Consider the following 19,985-nt stretch of genomic DNA (forward strand, 5'->3'; position numbering starts at 1 on the left):
GGTTTTTGGGTAGACATGATTGCGTATGCGGGCATTTCTTTGATATTTGCTGCATACGTGAAAAACTATTTTATCCCAAAAACATTATTTCATGGCATGGAGCTATAGAAAACGCATAAAAATTATCCCCGGCGTACACCTCAATATCAGCCGTAAAGGTATCAGCACGACTATTGGCGTCAGAGGCGCCAGTCTGAATATCGGTCCCAATGGCACCTATCTGAATACAAGTATACCTGGTCTGGGTATATACAACAGACAAAGAATATCGCCTGCGCCTGGTCAGTCTCAGCGACCGGAAGCCTATGTGCCGGAAGTGGCTACGCTGGAGCCGGAAGATCGCGGCAATATATTCAGCGTAGCGCCTAATGACGTTACCAGCAATGATATGCAAGGTATAAAGGCTACGATCGTAGCTGCACATCGGCAGAAGAAAGAACTGACACAGGACCTGACGAAGGTTCAGTCAGCGCTTTTTGTATCCCGTATGCAATTGTTTTGCTCGTATGTGTTTTTATACGGACTTTTTATACGTAAGATACCTCAGCAGGTAAGAGAAACGATCGCTGCACAGCAGGATGCGATTCTTCGTATAAAAGAACAGATTGATAACAGTTATATGCAGATGGACATTGAATTTGATGCGGACATGAAAGCGAAATTCAGTGTGCTGGAAGATACATTTAAACAGTTATCCCACTCGCAGAAAGTATGGGATGTTACAAGCGCCGTACATCAGAACAGAGTGGCGGCCAGGTCAGCAGCTTCCACGCTGGTGATGAAGCGGGAGGTAGCGATTGCGGTGAAGGGTATTCCTGATATCAGATCGGAGATCTCTCCTTTGTGGTTGAAGAATGCGAATGGCGCTGACCTGTATTTCTATCCTGGTTTTGTGATCATGTATGACTCGCGCGACCAGTTTGGTATTATCGGGTATAATGAATTACAGTTTGACTTCGGACCAGTCCGTTTTGTGGAAAGTGGAATTGTGCCGGGGGATAGTAAGGTGATTGACAGGACCTGGGCGAAGGTGAACAGGAATGGTACACCTGATAAGCGATTTAAAGATAACCGTCAGATCCCTATTGTGAGATATGGCAGTATATCGCTGAAGACCAGGAATGGCTTGCATGAAGAGTATGAGTTCAGTAATTATGAGGCAACTGAGTCCTTCGGTAATGCATTTTCCAATTATATCAGATCTATCAGCAATTAAGCGAATAACCTTTGCCGGTGCGGATAGTGTTTGCTATCTGCACCGGTGTATATGATAACCCTGTATATTGATGAAGTCCCCTCAAAAAAGAAGTTGTCTGCCCACTGTTGTTAAAGCAGGTATTGTTTTTTTACTGGTATACATCCTGTTTTCGCTGATGCCGGGATTGCATTCGCAGTCTGTCTATAAAACACCATACGGCAAGAAATATCATACAGCGGATTGCAGAATGGTTAAGAATGTTTCTCAGCGATTGTCGCTGACAGAAGCGATACGCCTGCACCTGGATCCTTGTAAGATTTGTCACCCTGAATTACAGGAATCCCTGGAACAACCTGTCCAGCAATTATTACAGCAACCGATAGAAGCGTTGACCGAAAAACCGGCAAAGAAGCCTGCAGGTACGGGGCATACTGTTCGTTGTCAGGGGATTACTAAAAAAGGTACCCGTTGTAAACACATGACAAGTATCGGTAACGGCTACTGTTTTCAGCATCAGCCGGATTAAAAGTCAGGATTGTACAAAGTGCCAGCAAACGCCGGCAATGTCAATGATATTGACTTCTCTGCCGTATGGCTGATCGATAGGTTGGCTGAGCTTTATACCGAATCGTTCAGGAAGTTGCTTGTCTGCTACTTCTTTCCGGAAATCATCTGCATTTTCTATGCCTACGCTGAGCATAAAGTTCTGCGCAAAGGGTTCGTTATCAAATTTCTGCAGAATGAAATTGCATCCGTCTTTTTCAAAACCGACATAGTCACCAGCGTCCCAGCCGATATTGAAACCCAGTTCCTGGAAAAGTTGTTTAGAGGCATCGAAATCACTGCCGGAAGGCACAAAGGGCGCAAGAGAAAGAAATTTCATGTCAGGGTGTTTATATGTGAATAAAGTAATGTTTTTTGGGAATAGTGTTGTTATACACTATCTGCTGCGATCCCGAAGATATAGTATTCCCCGTAACGAAAGGAATGGTATATTGGGGATCAATCACCCTATGCTATAGATATGAACTCACGTAGTATTTTAATCCCGGTTTTGCTGCTGTTTGTTGCCGTTGCATGTAACAGCACAACTGAAAAGCAGACACTTGATTTTGGTGTTTTTAAACTGACGACGCCTGCCGGTTGGAAGAAAGTTAAACGGCAGGGTATTGATACTTATGTTGGTGGATTAACGGATGGAGTAGATACGCTGCATTTTGGTTATGGTCACTATTATGAGGAAATAGGTCAGTTTACAGATGAAAAAATGAAGTATGCAGCGGATACGGTGAATGGATTACGGGCGAATATAGGATTGTCTCAAGCTCCCGGACATCTGGCCGTGATGATGATAGCCGTTAACAGGGAGGATCAGTTTATCATAGATGGTACAGATTTAAAACAGCCTGATGTTGTGCTCGACATCTTCCGCTCGGTTGTTTTTGAAGAGAGTAATGTGTCGAAGAATCGTATCACACCCGTCGATAGTTTTATCTTACGCGCTCCTGTTTCGGCAAAAGGCTTATTCAGGATAAATTGTGCATCCTGTCATTCATTTCACAAGCAGCTCACAGGGCCGGTATTGACTGAACGGGTTAATGTCAGGAATGACCAATGGCTATATGATTTTTTGCGGGACCGTGCTTCCGTGCGTACAGATACAGGTCAGGTCCGGTTAAAGAAAGAATACGGTTTTGAATGTCCTGATTTTTCCACGATGAGCGAGGAAGAACGCTGGGCATTGATTGACTATATAAAAGTTAAATAACTGATTTACTTCATCAGGGACATATCTGCTGCAAAACAAAGATTTTGCCGGCTCCTCCATTGTTGTTACATTTAAATGTAAGATTTACAATTAATATTTGATGACCTCCATCCTGCACAGATTTGTATACCGGCAGGCTTCTACAGAACCAATAGCATTGTAGCGGGCTATCTGAAAAAATGACTGTACAGGTATATGCATGAACAGGTATTTGTGCTGGCGTAATGATATTTCCACAGGATAATATGCTGCTTAAAATGACTCATTCGAAGAAGTGACGAACAAGCGACGGCGAAGCGACGAATCTATGACGAATAAGCGATATAGCCGGAGCCCATAGCTGAAAGACCCATCTCCCATACCTCCGCGCGAAGAACCCTAATATTTTATCATTATAAATCTCACGTATGAAAAGAAAAATCCCCCTTCTTGCATTTGCAGCTATGCTGCTGTTTGCCTGTAAAAAAGACATTGAAGACAGCGCAGCCTGTGCTTTACCTATTCCTTCTACCGCAGCCGTATCAGCAGCAGCCCTGCCTTCTTCAGATTTTAAAGGCGTTAACTGGGCGGATACCCGGGATAATTTTGCGGATGATGAGCTGGTCTTGTCGGGTACCACTATCAATGACAGCTATGCGACTATTCAGACGAAGGCCGATTATATACTGAGCGGTTTTCAGACAGCGGGCGCCAATACCGTGCGGCTGCCTGTCAACCCTCCTACGGTGCTGGGCACCTGGTGGCAGGCATATAAAGGCGCTGTTGACAAAGCCAGCGCTAAAAATATGAAAGTCTTACTGGCGTATTGGGAGGGTGCTTCCTCACGCAATGGACTGATTGATAATACGACTACTTTCTGGCAGATGTGGGATGCGGTCATCGCTGCTTACCGGTCCAATCCGCTGATCTATTTTGAGGTCTTTAATGAGCCGCATGGGTATAGTGCGACAGACCTGCTGACCTTGTACAATCAGTTCGTAACAAGGTATCCGGGTGTGCCTAAGAACAGGTTTATACTCGATGGTACCGGATATTCCACCGGTGTAAATACTGTGGGAGCAGATACCCGTTTTGACAGCTGTATGCTTTCTTTCCATGATTACACCTGGTTTGAAAGCAGTAAAACGACAACTGCCGACTGGGAGCAACCGGTTAAATCGCTGGCTTATCCTGGCAGGACGATTGTCACGGAATTTGGTACCGTGATGACAGATGGTACTAATTATACCGGCGCACCAGGATCAAATGTGAATAACACGTATCTGCAGGGAATGACGAATTCGCTACGCGAACTGGGTGTTGGTTGTGTATACTGGCCCGGTCTGAGAACAGGCGATACTTACAGCATGTTTACCGCTAATGGCACATCCCTTGCTACTAATAATAATTCAGGTTTAACCCGTTTAAAATATGCCTGGGGAACCGGCACAATTACGCCTCCTTATGCATCATTTACAGCAGGCGTTTATTATAAAGTCATCAATAAACATAGTGGTAAATCACTGGAAGTATATAACCAGCTGACTACTAACGGCGCTACGATTGATCAGTGGGATTACTGGGGAGGTAACAGTCAGCAATGGTCATTTAATGCATTAGGTAATAATTACTTTTCTATAATAAACAGAAATAGTGCTAAATCCCTGGATGTGAATGGTCAATCTACCGTCGCAGGAGCAGCAATTGTGCAATGGGACTACTGGGCCGGCAACAATCAGCAATGGCAGATTGTTGATATAGGTTTTGGTTATTACAAGTTATTAAACAGGAACAGCGGTTTCTCATTGGATGTCAATGGTCAGTCAACAGCCAACGGAGGTAATGTGATTCAGTGGAACTGGAATAGTGGTGCTAATCAGCAATGGCAGATCGCAGCGCCTTGATTGTAAAAGGTTGTTATCCAATACTGGAAGAGGCTGTCCTCCGATGACGGGACAGCCTCTTTTCTTATTTCCGGGACATCAAATAAAGAACCGCTGACATATTAATACTTTACTATTTTTGTGTATATGTTAGTATCCTACACTTATCCCCGGCACCTCAAAACCGGTTTCTTTTCCCGCATTACATGGTCTGTACTGCTTGCACTGTTACTATCACCATTTCTGCTCCAGGCACAGCATACAAAGCGGCCTGACTATCAGCTGCTCTGGCGTATAGAAGCGCCCGGGGTAAGCACGCCTTCCTATCTGTTTGGTACAATGCACCTGACGGAAAAGCGGGTGTTTGATTTTAGTGATTCGGTGTTGCTCGCATTGCGTGGTGCAGATGCATTTGCCATGGAGATCGATCTTGATTCTGTTATGGCATACATGCTTTCTCCTGCTGGTCCCTTGCGCGATACTGTTAACTACATGCGTAAAATACTGACACCTGCAGAATACAGATTTGTGGATAGTCTGGTAATAAAGAAGTCAGGCGCTCCTATTGCGCAGCTGAATCTGAAAAGGCTCTGGTTTGTGGAAAAGCTGTTGCTGGATGAAGATGAAGTGATTAACAAAACAGCCGGTACGGGTGCAAAGGCAGAGAATATATTCCTGGATGGATGGCTGCATCAGAAAGCGACATTTATGGGGAAGCCGGTGCATAGTCTTGAACGATTGGAGAACCAGCTTTATTTCATGAGTGCCGATGTAACAACCTTACAAAAAGAGATCTTTCTTGAAAGTGTCGGTTATCAGCTTGGGGTCAATGAAAGACCCGCAGAAAAGGAGTTATTTGATGCGAGGGTAAGTTTCCTGGATTCGCTTGTAAATCTCTATTATGCCGGTGATCCGCAACGGATGTACAATCTGGTGGACAAGTCAAAGGAAGATGATATGGGACCAGGTTTAGGTAAGCGTAATGTTGAAATGGCAGCTAACCTGGCTACACTGATGAAAGGTAAAAGTGTGTTTGCTGCTGTTGGCGCTGCACACCTCTCGGGTGATATGGGTCTGATCACGCTCCTGCGTGCCAAAGGGTTCAGCGTGAATCCGGTGAGAGCTACTTTTACAGGTATGGCGCAACGTGAGCGGCAAAGGCTGGATAGTGTGAAAGGATACACACTCAACAGGATGGCAGATGGATATAGCGTTGTATTTCCCGGCGTACCTATTGCTTATCCTATTCCTAATATGAACCGGAAAATGTATGTAGGGACTAACGATAATGAAGCTGCATTTTCCCTGTCAATGGATCTGCCACAACTGGATAAGAATGAAAAGGAACTGGTGGATATGCTTATCGCGAATATGGCAGCACAGGGTAAAGCGGAACTGAAAAAGTCATATCCGATTGTTTACAGAGATATCCCGGGTACGGAGGCTTTGATGATGCAGGGGAAGCTACCTTTTCATATGCGTCTGTTTATTCGTAATAACAGAGCTTTTATTTTTATGTATGGATCGGATGGGACTGACAGCATTGCGCGGAAAGAGTTTTTTAAATCTGTCCGCTTCTATGATGTTGTACGTGCGGTAAGTGTATATGATACCCTGTATCGTCCGGAGCTGGGCTTTTCTGCGCTTATGCCTTCGGATGCTAATTATGTGAAAGCTGATCATAAAGGAGAGACACGTCCGGTAGAAGCGTATACCGCACTGGATGATGCGAACCGCATTTCATATGTACTGCGTATTGAGAAAATGAAGTCGGGTTATTACAATACAGATGATGCAGCAGCTTTGGCCGGTATCCGTACAGTGTTGCTCAGGCAGGACTCTACTTTACAACTGATTGATTCTACCATGACGAGAAAAGACGGTTATGCTTACTTTAAACTGCTGTATCGTCATACGAGCGGGTATATGTCCCGCCTGCATTTTATATCCAGGGGCAACCTGGCTTATAGCCTGCTTTGTACCTATGATGGCGAGAGCAAAGACAGTAGTTACTGGAGAGGTTTCCTGGATGGTTTCAGGATATTGCCGGTGCAGGCACAGGAACTGAAGACATCTTTTACTGCAGCTGACAGTAGTTTTACGATTAGTGGTCCGGAGCCGTTTACTTTCTATGGTCATGATAAAGCAGTAACGGTTTCTGATGATGTCTATGCGGCACTGGATAGTGCTTCTTTCTCTTCTTACATTGTAACGGTGAACAAGTATTCACGTTACCATAGCGGTGATCCGGATAGCCTGATGAAGACATTCCTTCATCCTGAAGATTCTTCTTTAGTGGTAGCAGATTACAGAAAATCAGTCTTAAGCGGATGGCCGGTATATGATACAGAATTGAAATCATTGAACACGAATCTGCGGTCATACAGAAGAGTGATTGTTGTAGGCCATGTCATGTATTGTTTGTCCGCAATTGTTCCTGAAGAAGTAGTCGGCACCGGCCGTGCGCAACAGTTCTTTGATTCTTTCCGTCCCGGTAAGAAAGAACAGGCGACTACATTGAAGATCGGAGATAAGAAATTATCGGTGTTATTGGCAGATCTGCAGAGTACGGATACGACGGCTTTCAAAGAGGCCAGTGAATACCTGGTTTATATGCATCCTGATAGTCTGGATAAAAGCATTATTTTAAAAGCATTACAAAGTCCGTTCCCGCTGGATACTGCTGGTTACAGAAGCGTACAGTTGCTGGTGAATCTGGAGGAAATGGCAGATGATACAATTGTAGCAGCTGCGGAGCATTTGTTTACGATGGTAAAGGATACAGGGTTACGTATCGAATTATTGAGTTTCCTCAGCGGCCTGTCGCTGGATACGGCTATGCAGACGTTCATCCGTCTGGCAGCGGCAATACCGGAGGATAATGAGATCAATGATAATATTTTTTCTTACGCGATGGAAGACAATGGTATGCAGGAGAAATATCTGCCGGCTATTATTGCGGCGGCAGAAAAATCTGGTAGCATCCTGCAACAGTTTGTTGTTCATTTCAATGAAGATTCCATATGGAAGGCGCCGTGTTTTGCGAAGTATGGTCTGGAGAAACTGGTGCCGGGTATGGTGCGCTTACTGGATCGTCAGTTGAAGGCATGGGATGCTGATCAGAAGGAGAATGGCGGTTTTGTATGGCTGAGTCGTGTACTGGCAACCGGTAATACACTTTCCTTACCAGGCATACCGGTGAAGGCAGATGCCGTTTTCTCTAAATTGCTGCCGGATTCTATTCCTGCTATCAGTGCATTCGCTGCACGTGGATTGATTAATCATGGTATCAAAATAAATGATAAAGTGCTCAAAGAAATTCTCAACGATGATGCTGTGGGTTACTCATTCATTGTTGATGTTGAAAGCGATCAGCATATGTCGCAGATTCAGCATCTGTTGACACAGGAGTTAATTGGCCGTGCTTATCTTGCCTATAACATGGAGGAATACAATGCAGATGCCCCTATCGAACAGGTGAGCCGTATAAAAGTGCAGATTGATAATAAACCTGCTGTATGGATTACCTTGTATAGTTACAAAAGTCTCGATGATGAATTATCATATATATTCAGCGGACCACAACCACTGGATCCGTCAAAGTTCAACACCAAACCTGATCTGTTCTATCCGCTGGAGGATGTAGAGAAAGTAAAGAATAAGAAAGAGCTGACCGCTGAAGCGATCAGGGCTTATAAAAAATACCTTGCGCCGCCTTTATTGGCAGATGAATATTAACAGATCGAATTAGTTATCTAGTGAATGGTCCCCCGGCGATAACCGGGGGATTTTTATATATATCCGCCCTTTTTTTTCGTTAACTTTAAATAAAAACGATGGAAAACAGAGGGCTGCTTTTTATCCCCGATATAAGTGGCTTTACCCGTTTCGTGAATGAGATCGAACTTGAACATAGCCATCATATTATTCAACAGCTGCTGGAAGTATTGATCAATGCTAATCAGGCCGGGTTCGAGATATCCGAAATAGAAGGAGATGCCATTTTGTTTTATAAGTTCGGTGCCCCACTTGAACTGGAAGTATTGTATAAACAGGTGGAAAGAATGTTCTGTGAATTCCACCGTCACCTCAACGCTTACGATCAACGTAAAATATGTCAGTGTCACGCCTGTGTGGCTGCTGTTAATCTCACGTTGAAAGTAATCACACACTATGGGGAGTTTACCACCTACCAGGTGAAAAACTTCAGTAAACTGATCGGGAAGGATGTGATTGTAGCACACCAGTTATTGAAAAATGATATTGCAGAACATGAATACTGGCTTGTTACAGATAAGCTTTTCAGAGATGACTCCCGACCGGATCTGGCTTCCTGGATGAAATGGAATACGAGTCATAAAGAGACAGAGACGGGTAATGTACTGTTCCATTACACGCAGCTGGGAGAATTGAGAAAGCAATTACCACCTGAACCGGATCCTCAGCTGGAATTGTCTGGTAAAGTGAAGGTGTTTTCTGTATCAAAAGAATATGACGTTGATATCAAAACCCTGATATATACTGTTGTGCATTTTGAGTTTCGTCATCTCTGGCAGGTGGGGTTGAAAGCAGTGGATGAAGTAGAACATTTCCTGCCTGGCGTTGGAAGCCGTCACCGGCATGTAATGAATAGCGGGAAAGAAGTATTGATGTATACCAGCAGCTTTTCCTATGATCCGGAAGATAAGGTGGTATTCAGTGAGACAGAGGAAAAAAGGAAAAGGGCTACTTATTACACGGTAGAAAAAATAAACGATCATAAAGCCAGACTAACCCTGGATTATTACCTGCGTAAGCACGCCATTAATGAATTCGTTTTTAAATTCACAGAGAAAGCAACACTTGAAGCTGATCTGCGAAAGTCCCTGGACAATCTCGTGCCGATTATTATGAATATGAAATTGCCCCTGGAGTTCTGATCACAGCTTGTTTTTAATACCTGGTCTTTGGGGTTTATATCGTTATCGATAAAATGTACATAACGATGGGTTACCAGATCTTTCTACAATAGCGTAAATGCCGATATGTTTTTTCGTGTAAGTTAATATGTATTAAATAACTATACAGCGATATGAATTGCGCATGAGGCATGAGGAAGGGAGACTTGCTCCATTCCTCACGCCTCATGTATAATTTTATGGAATTTATTTCTTCTCTTCCTTTTTTTTCACTGCTTCATCGTCTTCTCCGAAATTATCTTCGCCGATTTCTTCCAGTTTTTTGATGATGGTAGAAATCGGTCCTTCCATGTGCTCCTGTGGTTCCGGTCCTAGTGTTTCAGGATCAGGTTGTATACCGGCATCTTCATTTTTCTTTTTTACTTCCTTGTCTTTGGGATCATTGTTTATCATGGCATTATAGGTTTATTGCAGTATACCTGTCAAAAAAATCATGCCAGTACAGACGCAACAATATGAAGGATTGCCTGTTTCCCTGTGGCGGGTGTTAATGGCACACCAGACTGATGGTTTGAATTTCGTAATCATTGCATTGATATTCGCAAGCTGTGGAAATTCAGGTACGATTACCTTTGTTGTCAGCAATTTAAAACGTAAACATATATGAAATTAACAGGCAATAAAATTCTGATCACCGGTGGCGCCAGCGGCATCGGTCTTGGACTGACAGAGCGGTTTCTGCAGGAAGGTAATACGGTAATTGTTGTTAGCAGGAGAGAATCGGTATTAAAGGGAGTAAGCGATAAATTCCCTGCGGTAATCACCAAAGTTGGCGACTTATCCACAGAAGCGGGGAGAATTGCGCTTTTCAAATGGGTAGAAGAACAGCACAGTGATTTGAATGTCCTGGTGAATAATGCCGGAGTTCAGCAATGGACGAATATTACGGATGCAGACTTTTATCAGCGTATAAAAGAAGAGATTGCTACGAATGTGGAAGCGCCGGTACACCTGACTGCCTTATTCAGTGGTTTGCCTTCTCTGAACGCGATTATGAATGTAACTTCCGGACTCGCTTTTGCACCTTTTACAAAAGTACCGGTATACAGTGCTACAAAGGCATTTTTCCATTCTTTTACCCTGTCCAGCCGTTACTTGTTGAAAAACAAGGGAATAGAGGTGATAGAAATTATCCCACCGGCTTTAAATACAGATCTGGGCGGAAAAGGGTTGCATGATGCGGCACCTCCGGTGAGCGACTTTATCGCAGCCATTTTTGCACAGTTGGCAGAAGGAAAAAAAGAGTTAACTTTTGGTTTCAGTGAAGCAATGGCGAAAGCTGGTCCGCAGGAAGTAGAGGCAGCTTTTAACAGGCTGAACCCGGCAGTATAGATCTGCTTTTATTATTACCTGGATATACTCAGACTATAGTTACGTTTCGTTGATCTTTCGTGTGTGAACGAAGCATTAATGAAGCATAACTATAGTCTGAGTATTATATATTTATACTCACCTTGTCCTGAATGCCCCCTTTTGCCCCAAATTATTACTTTACATGCTTCATATACGACGCATATACGGGAAGTTTCCCTTTGAAGTGCCATTTTACACACGCTATTATTATTAAGACAGCTGTTTTATGTGGATAACTAGTGCTTAACTTGCAAGGCGAATGGTGGCAATCCGGAATTGTTTTAAGGTAAAGTATACGATCCCGAACATGGCGCTGAATGAAATCGTAAATGCCCAGGTGGACAGATGCTGATGCGGCAGGAAAAGATGCCCTGCAAAGGTCTGTAAAAGTTTCTGTGGATTAACGACGGCATCCCAGCTATTAAAACGCAGATATCTGCCAATATAGACCCCATAACCGCATAAAATAAAGCTGAGGACGACCAGTCTTCTGACCCATCTCACGCGCATGTGCCGCAGCAGATATTGCTCTACCTGCATCAACGACACAATACCCAATAATAACCCATTCCAGGCGGCTGTTGTCACGAGTAGCAGGTCGTACCATTTCGGCATAGGAGGTTTTTCCTCGTAATGAAACAGATCGGTGATCAGATAAGGTGCATTTGGAAAAAATGCCAGCCAGCAGAGTAGGAGCAGCAATGCATTTATATTGTATTTATCAATGCGTAACAGCATATGACTGAACACGAGTGGTAATATGCCCAGGAATGTATTCCAGGTGTAGAAAATATAGGTGATTTCCTGTGTATAGCCTATGCGTATTGCCAGCAGTGACATTGTAAAGGAGACAGATACCAGCAGCATTTTTTCCAGGGGAGAGAGATGTCTGATCATGATTGTTAAGCCATTACGCTGTTTGAATAATAGTATTTGTTCTGACTGATTGTATTATGAATACTCTTATAGTACTTGTATCTCATTTTTCGCAGATAACTGCTGAAGGTGTTACCACCGGCGATAAACACGTTTTTATAGGCTGTCCAGGCGATGAGTACTGTGCCGGCGAAGAACAGTTTATATAAGTGCCGGCAAACGAATCTTGTAATCCAGGATTTGTGCTGAAAGAGCATAAAGAGGCGGTCACGCTGAAATGCGATATGGTGTGCTTCGTCGACGAGAATATCCGTAGAAATCTGTTTTAACAGTGTACAGCGTGTTGCATCTTTCAGGGACTGATAGAACAACTGCGCTATGCTTTCTACTACTAATACCGTTAGCGTCCAGATTTCCATACTGGTGTTGAAATACCTTACTTTTCTGAAAATGGTATCGCATATATCTGCTTTTAATCTGGGTTGGCCGATGCGATCGAGATAAGTGCCAAGATTATCACTGTGTTTTTGTTCTTCGCTGATGAAAAGGCGGATAGCTTCCAGGTAGGAGGGATCATTCATTTTCCGGGCATATTTGCGGGTCGCCTTTAAGAGCGGACCGCCATCCGGTGTTTCACCCAGTTGCCAGGACTGAAATGAGCGCAGGATAGGGGATAGTTCCTGTTCTGTAACAGTGGGGGCCAGTTGCCAGTCAATACGCTGTTGTGTGGCATTTTTTCTGAAATGTGAGATCCATTGATGACTAGTTCTCATGTGAAGCGTTTTATCAGGTTAATTTGGGCAGTTGAAAGTGCTTTGTATCTCAAAGTGTTTTTACACAAAAAAAGGGCCTGATGGCCTTTTGTTAAATATAGCTATATGCGTAACAGGCAGCGGAAATACTGTCTGACACGGATTGATCGCCGGGTGTTATTATACTTTGAGATACAAAGTAAAGGAATAAAAGGGATATCGGGGAAATTATTTTATGGGGTGCCTAGTTCCAATAAGAATTTGGTAATATGGTCGGTGAATTGTTGCTCAATATTCCTTTCGTCAGCTTTTCCTTTCGCCTGTATGAAGTCAAAAATGTATGGGTCTTTTATCAGGTAATTGGCGTAATCAGTTTGTGGTGCTGGTGGTGTTTGGCAGAAGTTTGTAATTTTTTTGCTGTCACTTGTCGCTCAAACAGATCACTCTTTATTTGCATAGCCAGCATGTTGCGGCTGTTACCATGTTCTATCGTATTGAGTATGTACCAAAAACGCTTGCCTGGATGCGCAACTTTATCCATTAAAATTACGTGATGTGACCAATGGTATTTTTGCTATTATAGACTGGAATTATTATTGGTTTCAGTAGAAGATGAATGGAAACGAATGAATCAGTATACAGCATGCGTATAGAGTGAACGAATTGAACAAAAAAAAGGCCCCGTATCAAAACCATGATACGGGGCCTTTACCACAGATTAATTATTTTCCTGTATAACATTTACATAAATAACTTCCGGTAATCCTTTAAACACATATTCTGTTACCTCGCAGAGCCACATCTCCTGGTTAACAGGCGTTCCCCTGAAGTTTTCCATCAGGTAGTTACCGCCTCCGATAGACTGTTGAAGATTCTCTATCAACCTTATCGGATCTGCGCCTTCAAATGGTTCATCACTCATTTCTACAAAGCATTCACTCGTATAGTTGCTTACTTTATCAAGCATGGTATCTGCACCTAATACCATTTCAAGTGCGGCAATATCATCCTGCCATTCGGGAATGTCAATGTACCATCTGTTTTCGGGCGTCTTGTAAAATCTGAATGTATTTCTCATGACAATAGGTTTGGGGAGCGCAAAGATAGCATTTTACGAAATACAAAAAGGCAACATTGATATGTTGCCTTTATAGTTGGGAAATTCAATACAATAGATGTTACCACATTTGCACAGCCGTGGTTTAACTAATAGAAAGCCCTAAAAACTATGTGAAACAGATGCACTTAAAATTTCTCCGCTGGAAGATCCTTCGTCTTTCATCTCTCCATCTACAAATACCTGTAATTTCAGTGTGGAACTAGCGTTAACGCCTGTTGCACTTACCGCAGCATTGGCTATAATCGTACCTGCAGGTACTTCAAATTCGGGACTTGTCCAGGTCGTACCGGACAGACTGCTTGCAGTAGTGGTTTTACCGTCATATCCCCATACAGCGACGGAGATACTGGAACCTGTACTAGCAACCGCTTTGAAATAAACTTTGTGAGAGGATGAAGACGGCTTATTGTCATCATCTTTGGAACAAGCAACAAACACAAGAGATAACAACAGCGCCAGGAAAGCGTAATTTTTCAATAATTTCATACAAATGGTTTAAAAAAGTGCCTACTCTATCATTCAGTTTTCGGCATACCTGTTCATCGGATGACAAAGGTAAACCGGCCTGCCAGGCAGGGCAATACCGGGAACCCATGATTTATTTCTACCTGTTTCCAGGTATTTGTTTTATTTTTCGGCCATGATCCGTTTATATATCCTGATTGTATTAACCATCGCCATATCCATATGTTGTAAAGCCCAGATGCCGTTAAACCAACAACGGTATTTTGACAGCCTCACCACGATGTTGCGTGAACCCGGAACTGATAGCGTGAAGGCCAGGGCTAATTTTGCATTGGTCGTATACTGGGTATCCAGAGATACTGTCAAAGCAAGACAATGTATTGAGGAAGGTCGCCGCCTGAGTAAAGGGTCCTCCTTCCTCTATGGATTGTCGTATGCACATGAAGGATATCTTTATTATGGATCTGATATCGACAGAAGCGAAACTGCCTTCAAAAGAGCAGATAGTGTGCTGAGTCCTTACCCCACAAAAGACGCCTATCAGATACGGGCAAATGTCTGGATCAATCTGGCCGTTATTCAGCAGCGGAAAGATGATGACAGAACCTATATTGATTATGTATTGAATAAAGCGATTCCATTGGCTTCTAAAGCGGGCGATAGTACTATTCTAGCTTCTCAGTATGTAGGCGTAGGGGTTGCTTTTATGAATATTGAACAATACGACAAAGCGGAAACATATCTCAACAATGCGATCCGTATTTATAAATCCATTCATGCATCTGGTCCGAAACTGATTTCCGCCTATAACAGGGCAGGAGAGAACTATATCTGCCTCGAAAAATATGAAGAAGCCAAACGTACGGTTGATGAAGTAAAACCATTATTGGCGCCTTATCCTGAATCAGAGTTATATGCTGGTCATTATATGGTGGAGGGCCTGTATTATCATCACCAGCAGCAATATGCCACCGCGATTAAATGCTTTGACAAAGGAATGGCGGCTGCCAAAGGACCGAATAAAGTCTATGCTATCCAGGAAATACAATTCTATAAGGTGAAATCACTGCTGGCTGCAAAAATCTATGGACCTGCAAAAGATATTCTCCTGGAATTAATGCAGGATGAAGATGTAATGTCCCTGAACAGTAGCCGCCTGGAGATCTACGAAGGACTGGCAGAAAGTTACTCCGGCCTCGGAGAGATGAAACCCGCCTATGAATGGCTGAAACAGTCAAGGCACCTCAGCGACAGTCTGCACGAAAGCGACGTTGCCAATGATATTAACGCATTGGAAATGAAATATCAACGTGCGGAGAGCCAGAAGCGGATCATTGCGTTAGAGGGCAAGAATGCCCAGGCCGCATTGTCTGCAAAGAACAGTCGCCTGTACAGCTGGTTATTCGCCTCCACCAGCCTATTCCTGCTGGTAGTTGCCACTTTTGCTCTGCTGTACTATCGTAGTAACAGAAAGCTATTAGCACAGAAGGAAGTGAACCATGTGCAACAACTGATAGAAATAGAACAGCAACAGCGCCTGAAGTTCGGTCAGGCTGTTTTACAGGGAGAGGAGCAGGAACGTCACAGATTGGCACGTGATCTGCATGATGGGCTTGGTGGAATGCTGGCTGCTGTTAAGCTGAATCTTTCGGGACAGCTCTCTGGTGTAGAAACGAAACAGACGGAATTACGCAAGATCATCGGACAGGTGGATAGTTCGGTAACGGAATTACGGCGTATTGCTCATAATATGATGCCGGTCAATCTGTTGAAATTCGGACTGGAAACAGCGTTAAGAGATATGTGTGAATCACTGATGACAAAGCAGCTGACAATTGATTTTCAGGCATATGGTATCAGCAGAACATTACCCGAACAGAAACAGGTGCATATTTACCGGATCGTACAGGAGATGCTGGTTAATGCGATCCGTCACGGAGAAGCAGACAACATCATTGTACAGTGTAACCAGGATGGTAATACTTTCCTGATCACATTAGAAGACAACGGAAAAGGATTCGATACCGCTATCAGCGGAAAAGGAATAGGACTCAGCAACATCAGGAACCGTGTCGGTTTCCTCGATGGAAACATAGAAATCACTTCTGTTATTAACGAAGGAACAACAATAAACATAGAACTGCATGTCGGATAAAAGCGCCAGTCTGGCCATAGTGGATGATCACCTGATTGTATTGGAAGGATTGCAGCAATTACTGCTGAATGCAGCGAATATTTCGGTTGCGGGCAGTTTTACAACAGGAACTGCTTTCCTTAGCTTTCTGAAGAAACATACCATAGATATTGTACTGCTGGATATCAGTCTGCCGGATATCAACGGCATTGAACTGTGCCTTGAAATAAAGAAATTTTCTCCTCATACCATCGTCCTGGCATTAAGTAATCACAGTGAACGCAGTATGGTGTTGCAGATGTTACAGCAGGGGGCTTCGGGATATTTACTAAAGAATATTTCCGGAGAAGAACTGATCGCGTGTATCCATGAAGCATTGGATGGACAGATCACTTTCAGTCAGGCCGTAAAAGAAATCATGTCCCGTCCATCTGTTACAGAACTGAAAGGCGTACCCCGGCTGACGAAAAGAGAAAAGGAAATACTGCAGCTGATCGCGGAAGGGCAAACCACACCAGATATAGCAGCTACGCTGCATTTAAGTCCGCTGACAGTGGAAACCCATCGCAAAAGCCTGTTGCAGAAATTTGAAGTCAAGAATGTTGCATTGCTGATCAGGACAGCGGTAGAACAAAAACTGCTGTAGATCAGAACCGCATATTCCTCTTCAGGAGGAAAGCACTACACTTTTTACAGAAACCTGTTTCCTGATCCGTAGGATCGCCCCCTCTGGCATCCCGCATATAGCAGGTGCTGACCGGACAATGGGGAAGCCCCATATTGTGGCCCAGCTCGTGAACAACCAGTTTGGTGAAATTCTTTTTGTTTTTCAGCCGGTAGCTGGATACAACACAGGCGTTACCCGGACAATATCCCAGTCCCATGATCCCAAAGTCCTCATGTTTGCCTTTGGAAGCACTGATATCCTGCATCGTAATTCCTACATATATTTCGCCTGGTTTCGCCATGCGACTCATCCACCGGATCAGAGAATCGGCCCTGTTACGGTTTCGGGGTTCATAGTAAGTGAATGCCGGCATATCCTGGGCTGGCAATACTTCCGTTGTTGGCGAGATGTCTTTTAGCTCCTCGTACGTTTCTTTGATCTGGATATCCTTTACCCTGCCCAGGGGGAGTATTTTGATCTGTACGCCTTTTATAGCGATATGTGATTTGTTTTTGTTGATGCAGGCCGTCAACAAGAGACAGATCAGCAGTATACTATATCTGTTTACCATTTTCGGCCCTGTCTTTGACGATTTGAAGAATATTGTTCTGGATATCTTTCATGATCCATCCTGCCCACCAGCTTGCGTAGAAGTTGAAGGATGTGGTCAGTTTGAAATGACTGAACAGATGGAGTCTGAAAGTATTATCATCCAGTTGCTCCAGTTCGTAGGTACCATTGAGTACATCAAAATAAGCCCCGCCGATCACGATATGTTCATCCATCGTCGTAGATGGGATATCGTAAGGATTGGCTTTGATGGTAAACGTCATTTTCCGTTCATGTTCATATTCCGTTACGATTTCATCGAAGACCAGTCCTTTATCAAATATGGCTTTCCTGTATCCACCCAGGCCTTCGTAATTCAGTTCAGCTTTAATAGGGCGGGGGAATCCCAGCATACGGGTGAACCAGCCTTTATCCTGTGCAGCGTTGATCTCACTCACCCTGGTCACATTGTTCCAGATATTCTCTTTAGGTGCATGAATATCAATATAAGTATCCGCTTTATAACGACCTGGGATCTTTGTCAGCTGTTGTTCCAGCGGTGACAGTAATAAAGGCAGTAAGGCGAACAGGGAGATTTTCAGGGTTTCCCGTTTATGTTGCTTTATTTTATAATGTCCTGCTATCAGACCGCCGATGGAAGCTGCTATCATAAAAAGGGGAAGCACCATGATCCAGCAGGCCCATCCCTCCAATTCTAAAGCGATGCTTACAACCAGAAAGACAATAATGGATACCCAGGGCATCATCACCCGATAGCGCTTCTTTTCCACATCTTGTATTGGTGAAAAATAGATGGTGATGGCTCCCATAGTAAAAGGAACGCAAAAAAGAAAGGCCAGTGTCATTACGCATAACAGGACCCCAGATTGATCCAGGCCAAAAAGCACCCTTGTGAACAGCGCAAATATAACAGGGGGAACGACGCAGAGCAGTAGCTTCTTAGGTAAGAGACGGAAAGAATACATTGGTACAGGATAATAATGCCCAAAGATACTCAAATCGCTTGCGGCAAATAAATTTATTTGTCCGGGCAACCCTTTCACAGTAAACTGCATTTATAAGTGTATAAACCCATTGTGCTTTTGATTACACCTGAACTTATCAAAGAAGCCAGAAAAGGCAGTGCTGCCGCCCAGCGATTACTGTTTGACCATTTGTCAGACAGGATGCTGATGGTATGTCGCCGTTACGTCAAGAACCAGCAGGATGCAGAAGAATTATTGCTGGATGGGTTTTATAAGTGTTATGCCGCCCTGCCGGGATTGCAATACCAGGGAGAAGCGGCCCTGTTTAGCTGGTTGAAAAGGATCATGATCAATGAATGCCTGATGTTTCTGCGGAGGAAAAACACCTTCGTGATTGTGTCTGAACATGTAGCAGAAACGGTCGCCCTTGAGGAAGATGTACTGAACACGCTTTCAGCGGCAGAGATTTTTAACCTGGTGATACAATTGCCCGCTGGTTACCGGACGGTGTTTAACCTGTATGTCATAGAAGGGATGAATCATGGAGAAATCGCAGGGTTGCTGGGTATAACGGAAGGTACTTCCAAATCCCAGTTAAGTAAGGCGAAATCGTTATTACAAAAAATGCTTACGCAGCAAAATATTGAATATGTTAAGCGAAAATCACAGCAATAGCCTCCCGGAGAAGATGGATGCACTGGACAGACTGCCAGGGGAAGCGCCTTTCAATAAGGGAGCTGCCTGGGATCGTTTGCAACAGAGAAGGGAAACACTGGCCCCTGTAAAACGGAAGATGTGGTACTGGTGGGCTGCGGCAGCTGTCCTGGTAGCAATGGTAATACCATTCCTGCTACAGGAGAAGGCAAAACCGGTTTTGCCAGCGGCGCCGGAAGTGGTATATACACCAGCAGTCAAAAATTTCTCTGCACCTGCCATTGTAAAAACAGTGGGTGCCGTAACACTCCAGAAAACACGGCCGGTGAGGAGCAGTAAACAGCGCATCGTACAGGCAGATACAGCTGAAGCTTTACAAGATGTAGCTATCCTACAGCCAATAGCGGAGACGACCGCTGTCCATAATGACACACCATTCGTGATGACTGCCGCTACTACCGGTACGAATACCCGCAAAATGCGTGTTGTACACATCAACGACGTAGGCGGAGACGTCATCGGTAATACCTATATAAACCCGGACCATAAACAATTCAGGGTTGCTGTCGGCGGACGCGCCGGTTTTGCCAGCCAGATTGTCTCGGATAAATCTTCAAACAACATTCCCAAAAATTAAACAATA

20 protein-coding genes and 1 pseudogene are annotated in these 19,985 nt (G+C 43.9%); 11 read left to right on the top strand and 10 right to left on the bottom strand.

Translation table 11 applies throughout. The features are described from left to right. Positions 1-91: 91 nt before the first annotated feature. Both CPIN_RS10625 and CPIN_RS10630 read left to right on the top strand, forming a co-directional pair. Positions 92-1,216, top strand: coding sequence for a DUF4236 domain-containing protein (locus tag CPIN_RS10625; protein ID WP_012789790.1), 1,125 nt, complete (start codon positions 92-94; stop codon positions 1,214-1,216). Positions 1,217-1,286: 70 nt separating this feature from the next. Further along, on the top strand, positions 1,287-1,724 hold the full coding sequence (locus CPIN_RS10630; protein ID WP_012789791.1) for a DUF5763 domain-containing protein: 438 nt from the start codon (positions 1,287-1,289) through the stop codon (positions 1,722-1,724). A gap of 3 nt (positions 1,725-1,727) precedes the next feature. Here the strand turns inward: CPIN_RS10630 and CPIN_RS10635 are convergent, their stop codons facing one another. Beyond that, complete coding sequence (locus CPIN_RS10635; RefSeq protein ID WP_012789792.1) at positions 1,728-2,081, bottom strand: VOC family protein; 354 nt, start codon at positions 2,079-2,081, stop codon at positions 1,728-1,730. 141 nt (positions 2,082-2,222) lie between these two features. On the opposite strand from CPIN_RS10635, the gene CPIN_RS10640 reads away from it, so the two are divergent. The 4 genes from CPIN_RS10640 (at position 2,223) to CPIN_RS10655 (ending at position 9,747) form a co-directional block, all read left to right on the top strand. Further along, positions 2,223-2,966, top strand: coding sequence for a c-type cytochrome (locus tag CPIN_RS10640; RefSeq protein ID WP_012789793.1), 744 nt, complete (start codon positions 2,223-2,225; stop codon positions 2,964-2,966). A 407-nt stretch (positions 2,967-3,373) separates the two neighbouring features. Then, on the top strand, positions 3,374-4,849 hold the full coding sequence (locus CPIN_RS10645; RefSeq protein WP_012789794.1) for an RICIN domain-containing protein: 1,476 nt from the start codon (positions 3,374-3,376) through the stop codon (positions 4,847-4,849). Between the two features lie 126 nt (positions 4,850-4,975). Beyond that, complete coding sequence (locus CPIN_RS10650) at positions 4,976-8,566, top strand: TraB/GumN family protein (protein WP_012789795.1); 3,591 nt, start codon at positions 4,976-4,978, stop codon at positions 8,564-8,566. 98 nt (positions 8,567-8,664) lie between these two features. Further along, positions 8,665-9,747 (top strand): DUF2652 domain-containing protein, encoded by a 1,083-nt coding sequence (locus CPIN_RS10655; protein WP_012789796.1) that lies wholly within the window; start codon positions 8,665-8,667, stop codon positions 9,745-9,747. 225 nt (positions 9,748-9,972) lie between these two features. On the opposite strand, the gene CPIN_RS10660 is transcribed toward CPIN_RS10655, so the two are convergent. Then, entirely contained in the window at positions 9,973-10,179 is a 207-nt protein-coding gene (locus tag CPIN_RS10660) for a hypothetical protein (protein ID WP_012789797.1), read from the bottom strand. 210 nt (positions 10,180-10,389) lie between these two features. On the opposite strand from CPIN_RS10660, the gene CPIN_RS10665 reads away from it, so the two are divergent. Beyond that, the gene (locus CPIN_RS10665) at positions 10,390-11,118 is read left to right on the top strand and encodes an SDR family oxidoreductase (RefSeq protein WP_012789799.1); all 729 of its coding nucleotides are present in this window, start codon (positions 10,390-10,392) and stop codon (positions 11,116-11,118) included. Positions 11,119-11,382: 264 nt separating this feature from the next. Here CPIN_RS10665 and CPIN_RS10670 read toward each other — a convergent pair whose 3' ends face one another. From CPIN_RS10670 to CPIN_RS10690, 6 genes and pseudogenes are all read right to left on the bottom strand, one after another. Beyond that, positions 11,383-12,036: a DUF1361 domain-containing protein gene (locus CPIN_RS10670; protein ID WP_012789800.1), complete on the bottom strand. Its 654-nt coding sequence runs from the start codon at positions 12,034-12,036 to the stop codon at positions 11,383-11,385. Positions 12,037-12,041: 5 nt separating this feature from the next. Beyond that, positions 12,042-12,788, bottom strand: coding sequence for a ferritin-like domain-containing protein (locus tag CPIN_RS10675; RefSeq protein ID WP_012789801.1), 747 nt, complete (start codon positions 12,786-12,788; stop codon positions 12,042-12,044). Between the two features lie 212 nt (positions 12,789-13,000). Beyond that, positions 13,001-13,177 (bottom strand): PDDEXK nuclease domain-containing protein, encoded by a 177-nt coding sequence (locus CPIN_RS39580; protein ID WP_083781200.1) that lies wholly within the window; start codon positions 13,175-13,177, stop codon positions 13,001-13,003. Next, positions 13,120-13,323 (bottom strand): annotated as a pseudogene (locus tag CPIN_RS39585) (hypothetical protein); the annotation flags it as partial. The pseudogene CPIN_RS39585 and the gene CPIN_RS39580, both read right to left, overlap by 58 nt. A gap of 162 nt (positions 13,324-13,485) precedes the next feature. Then, on the bottom strand, positions 13,486-13,845 hold the full coding sequence (locus CPIN_RS10685; protein WP_012789802.1) for a DUF6717 family protein: 360 nt from the start codon (positions 13,843-13,845) through the stop codon (positions 13,486-13,488). A gap of 141 nt (positions 13,846-13,986) precedes the next feature. Beyond that, on the bottom strand, positions 13,987-14,373 hold the full coding sequence (locus CPIN_RS10690; protein WP_012789803.1) for a hypothetical protein: 387 nt from the start codon (positions 14,371-14,373) through the stop codon (positions 13,987-13,989). A 154-nt stretch (positions 14,374-14,527) separates the two neighbouring features. On the opposite strand from CPIN_RS10690, the gene CPIN_RS10695 reads away from it, so the two are divergent. Beyond that, complete coding sequence (locus tag CPIN_RS10695) at positions 14,528-16,507, top strand: tetratricopeptide repeat-containing sensor histidine kinase (protein ID WP_044218307.1); 1,980 nt, start codon at positions 14,528-14,530, stop codon at positions 16,505-16,507. Beyond that, positions 16,497-17,132 carry a response regulator transcription factor gene (locus tag CPIN_RS10700; protein WP_012789805.1) on the top strand — a complete coding sequence of 212 codons (636 nt, stop codon included), beginning with the start codon at positions 16,497-16,499 and terminating at the stop codon, positions 17,130-17,132. The genes CPIN_RS10695 and CPIN_RS10700 overlap by 11 nt, the downstream gene beginning before the upstream one ends. A 1-nt stretch (position 17,133) precedes the next feature. On the opposite strand, the gene CPIN_RS10705 is transcribed toward CPIN_RS10700, so the two are convergent. Both CPIN_RS10705 and CPIN_RS10710 read right to left on the bottom strand, forming a co-directional pair. Continuing rightward, positions 17,134-17,724 (bottom strand): archaemetzincin, encoded by a 591-nt coding sequence (locus CPIN_RS10705; protein WP_012789806.1) that lies wholly within the window; start codon positions 17,722-17,724, stop codon positions 17,134-17,136. After that, positions 17,708-18,493: a hypothetical protein gene (locus CPIN_RS10710; protein ID WP_222838194.1), complete on the bottom strand. Its 786-nt coding sequence runs from the start codon at positions 18,491-18,493 to the stop codon at positions 17,708-17,710. Before CPIN_RS10710 ends, CPIN_RS10705 begins: the two co-directional genes overlap by 17 nt. 312 nt (positions 18,494-18,805) lie before the next feature. On the opposite strand from CPIN_RS10710, the gene CPIN_RS10715 reads away from it, so the two are divergent. After that, on the top strand, positions 18,806-19,363 hold the full coding sequence (locus tag CPIN_RS10715) for an RNA polymerase sigma factor (RefSeq protein ID WP_012789808.1): 558 nt from the start codon (positions 18,806-18,808) through the stop codon (positions 19,361-19,363). Continuing rightward, the gene (locus CPIN_RS10720) at positions 19,338-19,979 is read left to right on the top strand and encodes a hypothetical protein (RefSeq protein WP_012789809.1); all 642 of its coding nucleotides are present in this window, start codon (positions 19,338-19,340) and stop codon (positions 19,977-19,979) included. The genes CPIN_RS10715 and CPIN_RS10720 overlap by 26 nt, the downstream gene beginning before the upstream one ends. Positions 19,980-19,985: the final 6 nt, after the last annotated feature.

It is taken from the genome of Chitinophaga pinensis DSM 2588, from assembly GCF_000024005.1.
GTDB classification, from domain to species: domain Bacteria; phylum Bacteroidota; class Bacteroidia; order Chitinophagales; family Chitinophagaceae; genus Chitinophaga; species Chitinophaga pinensis.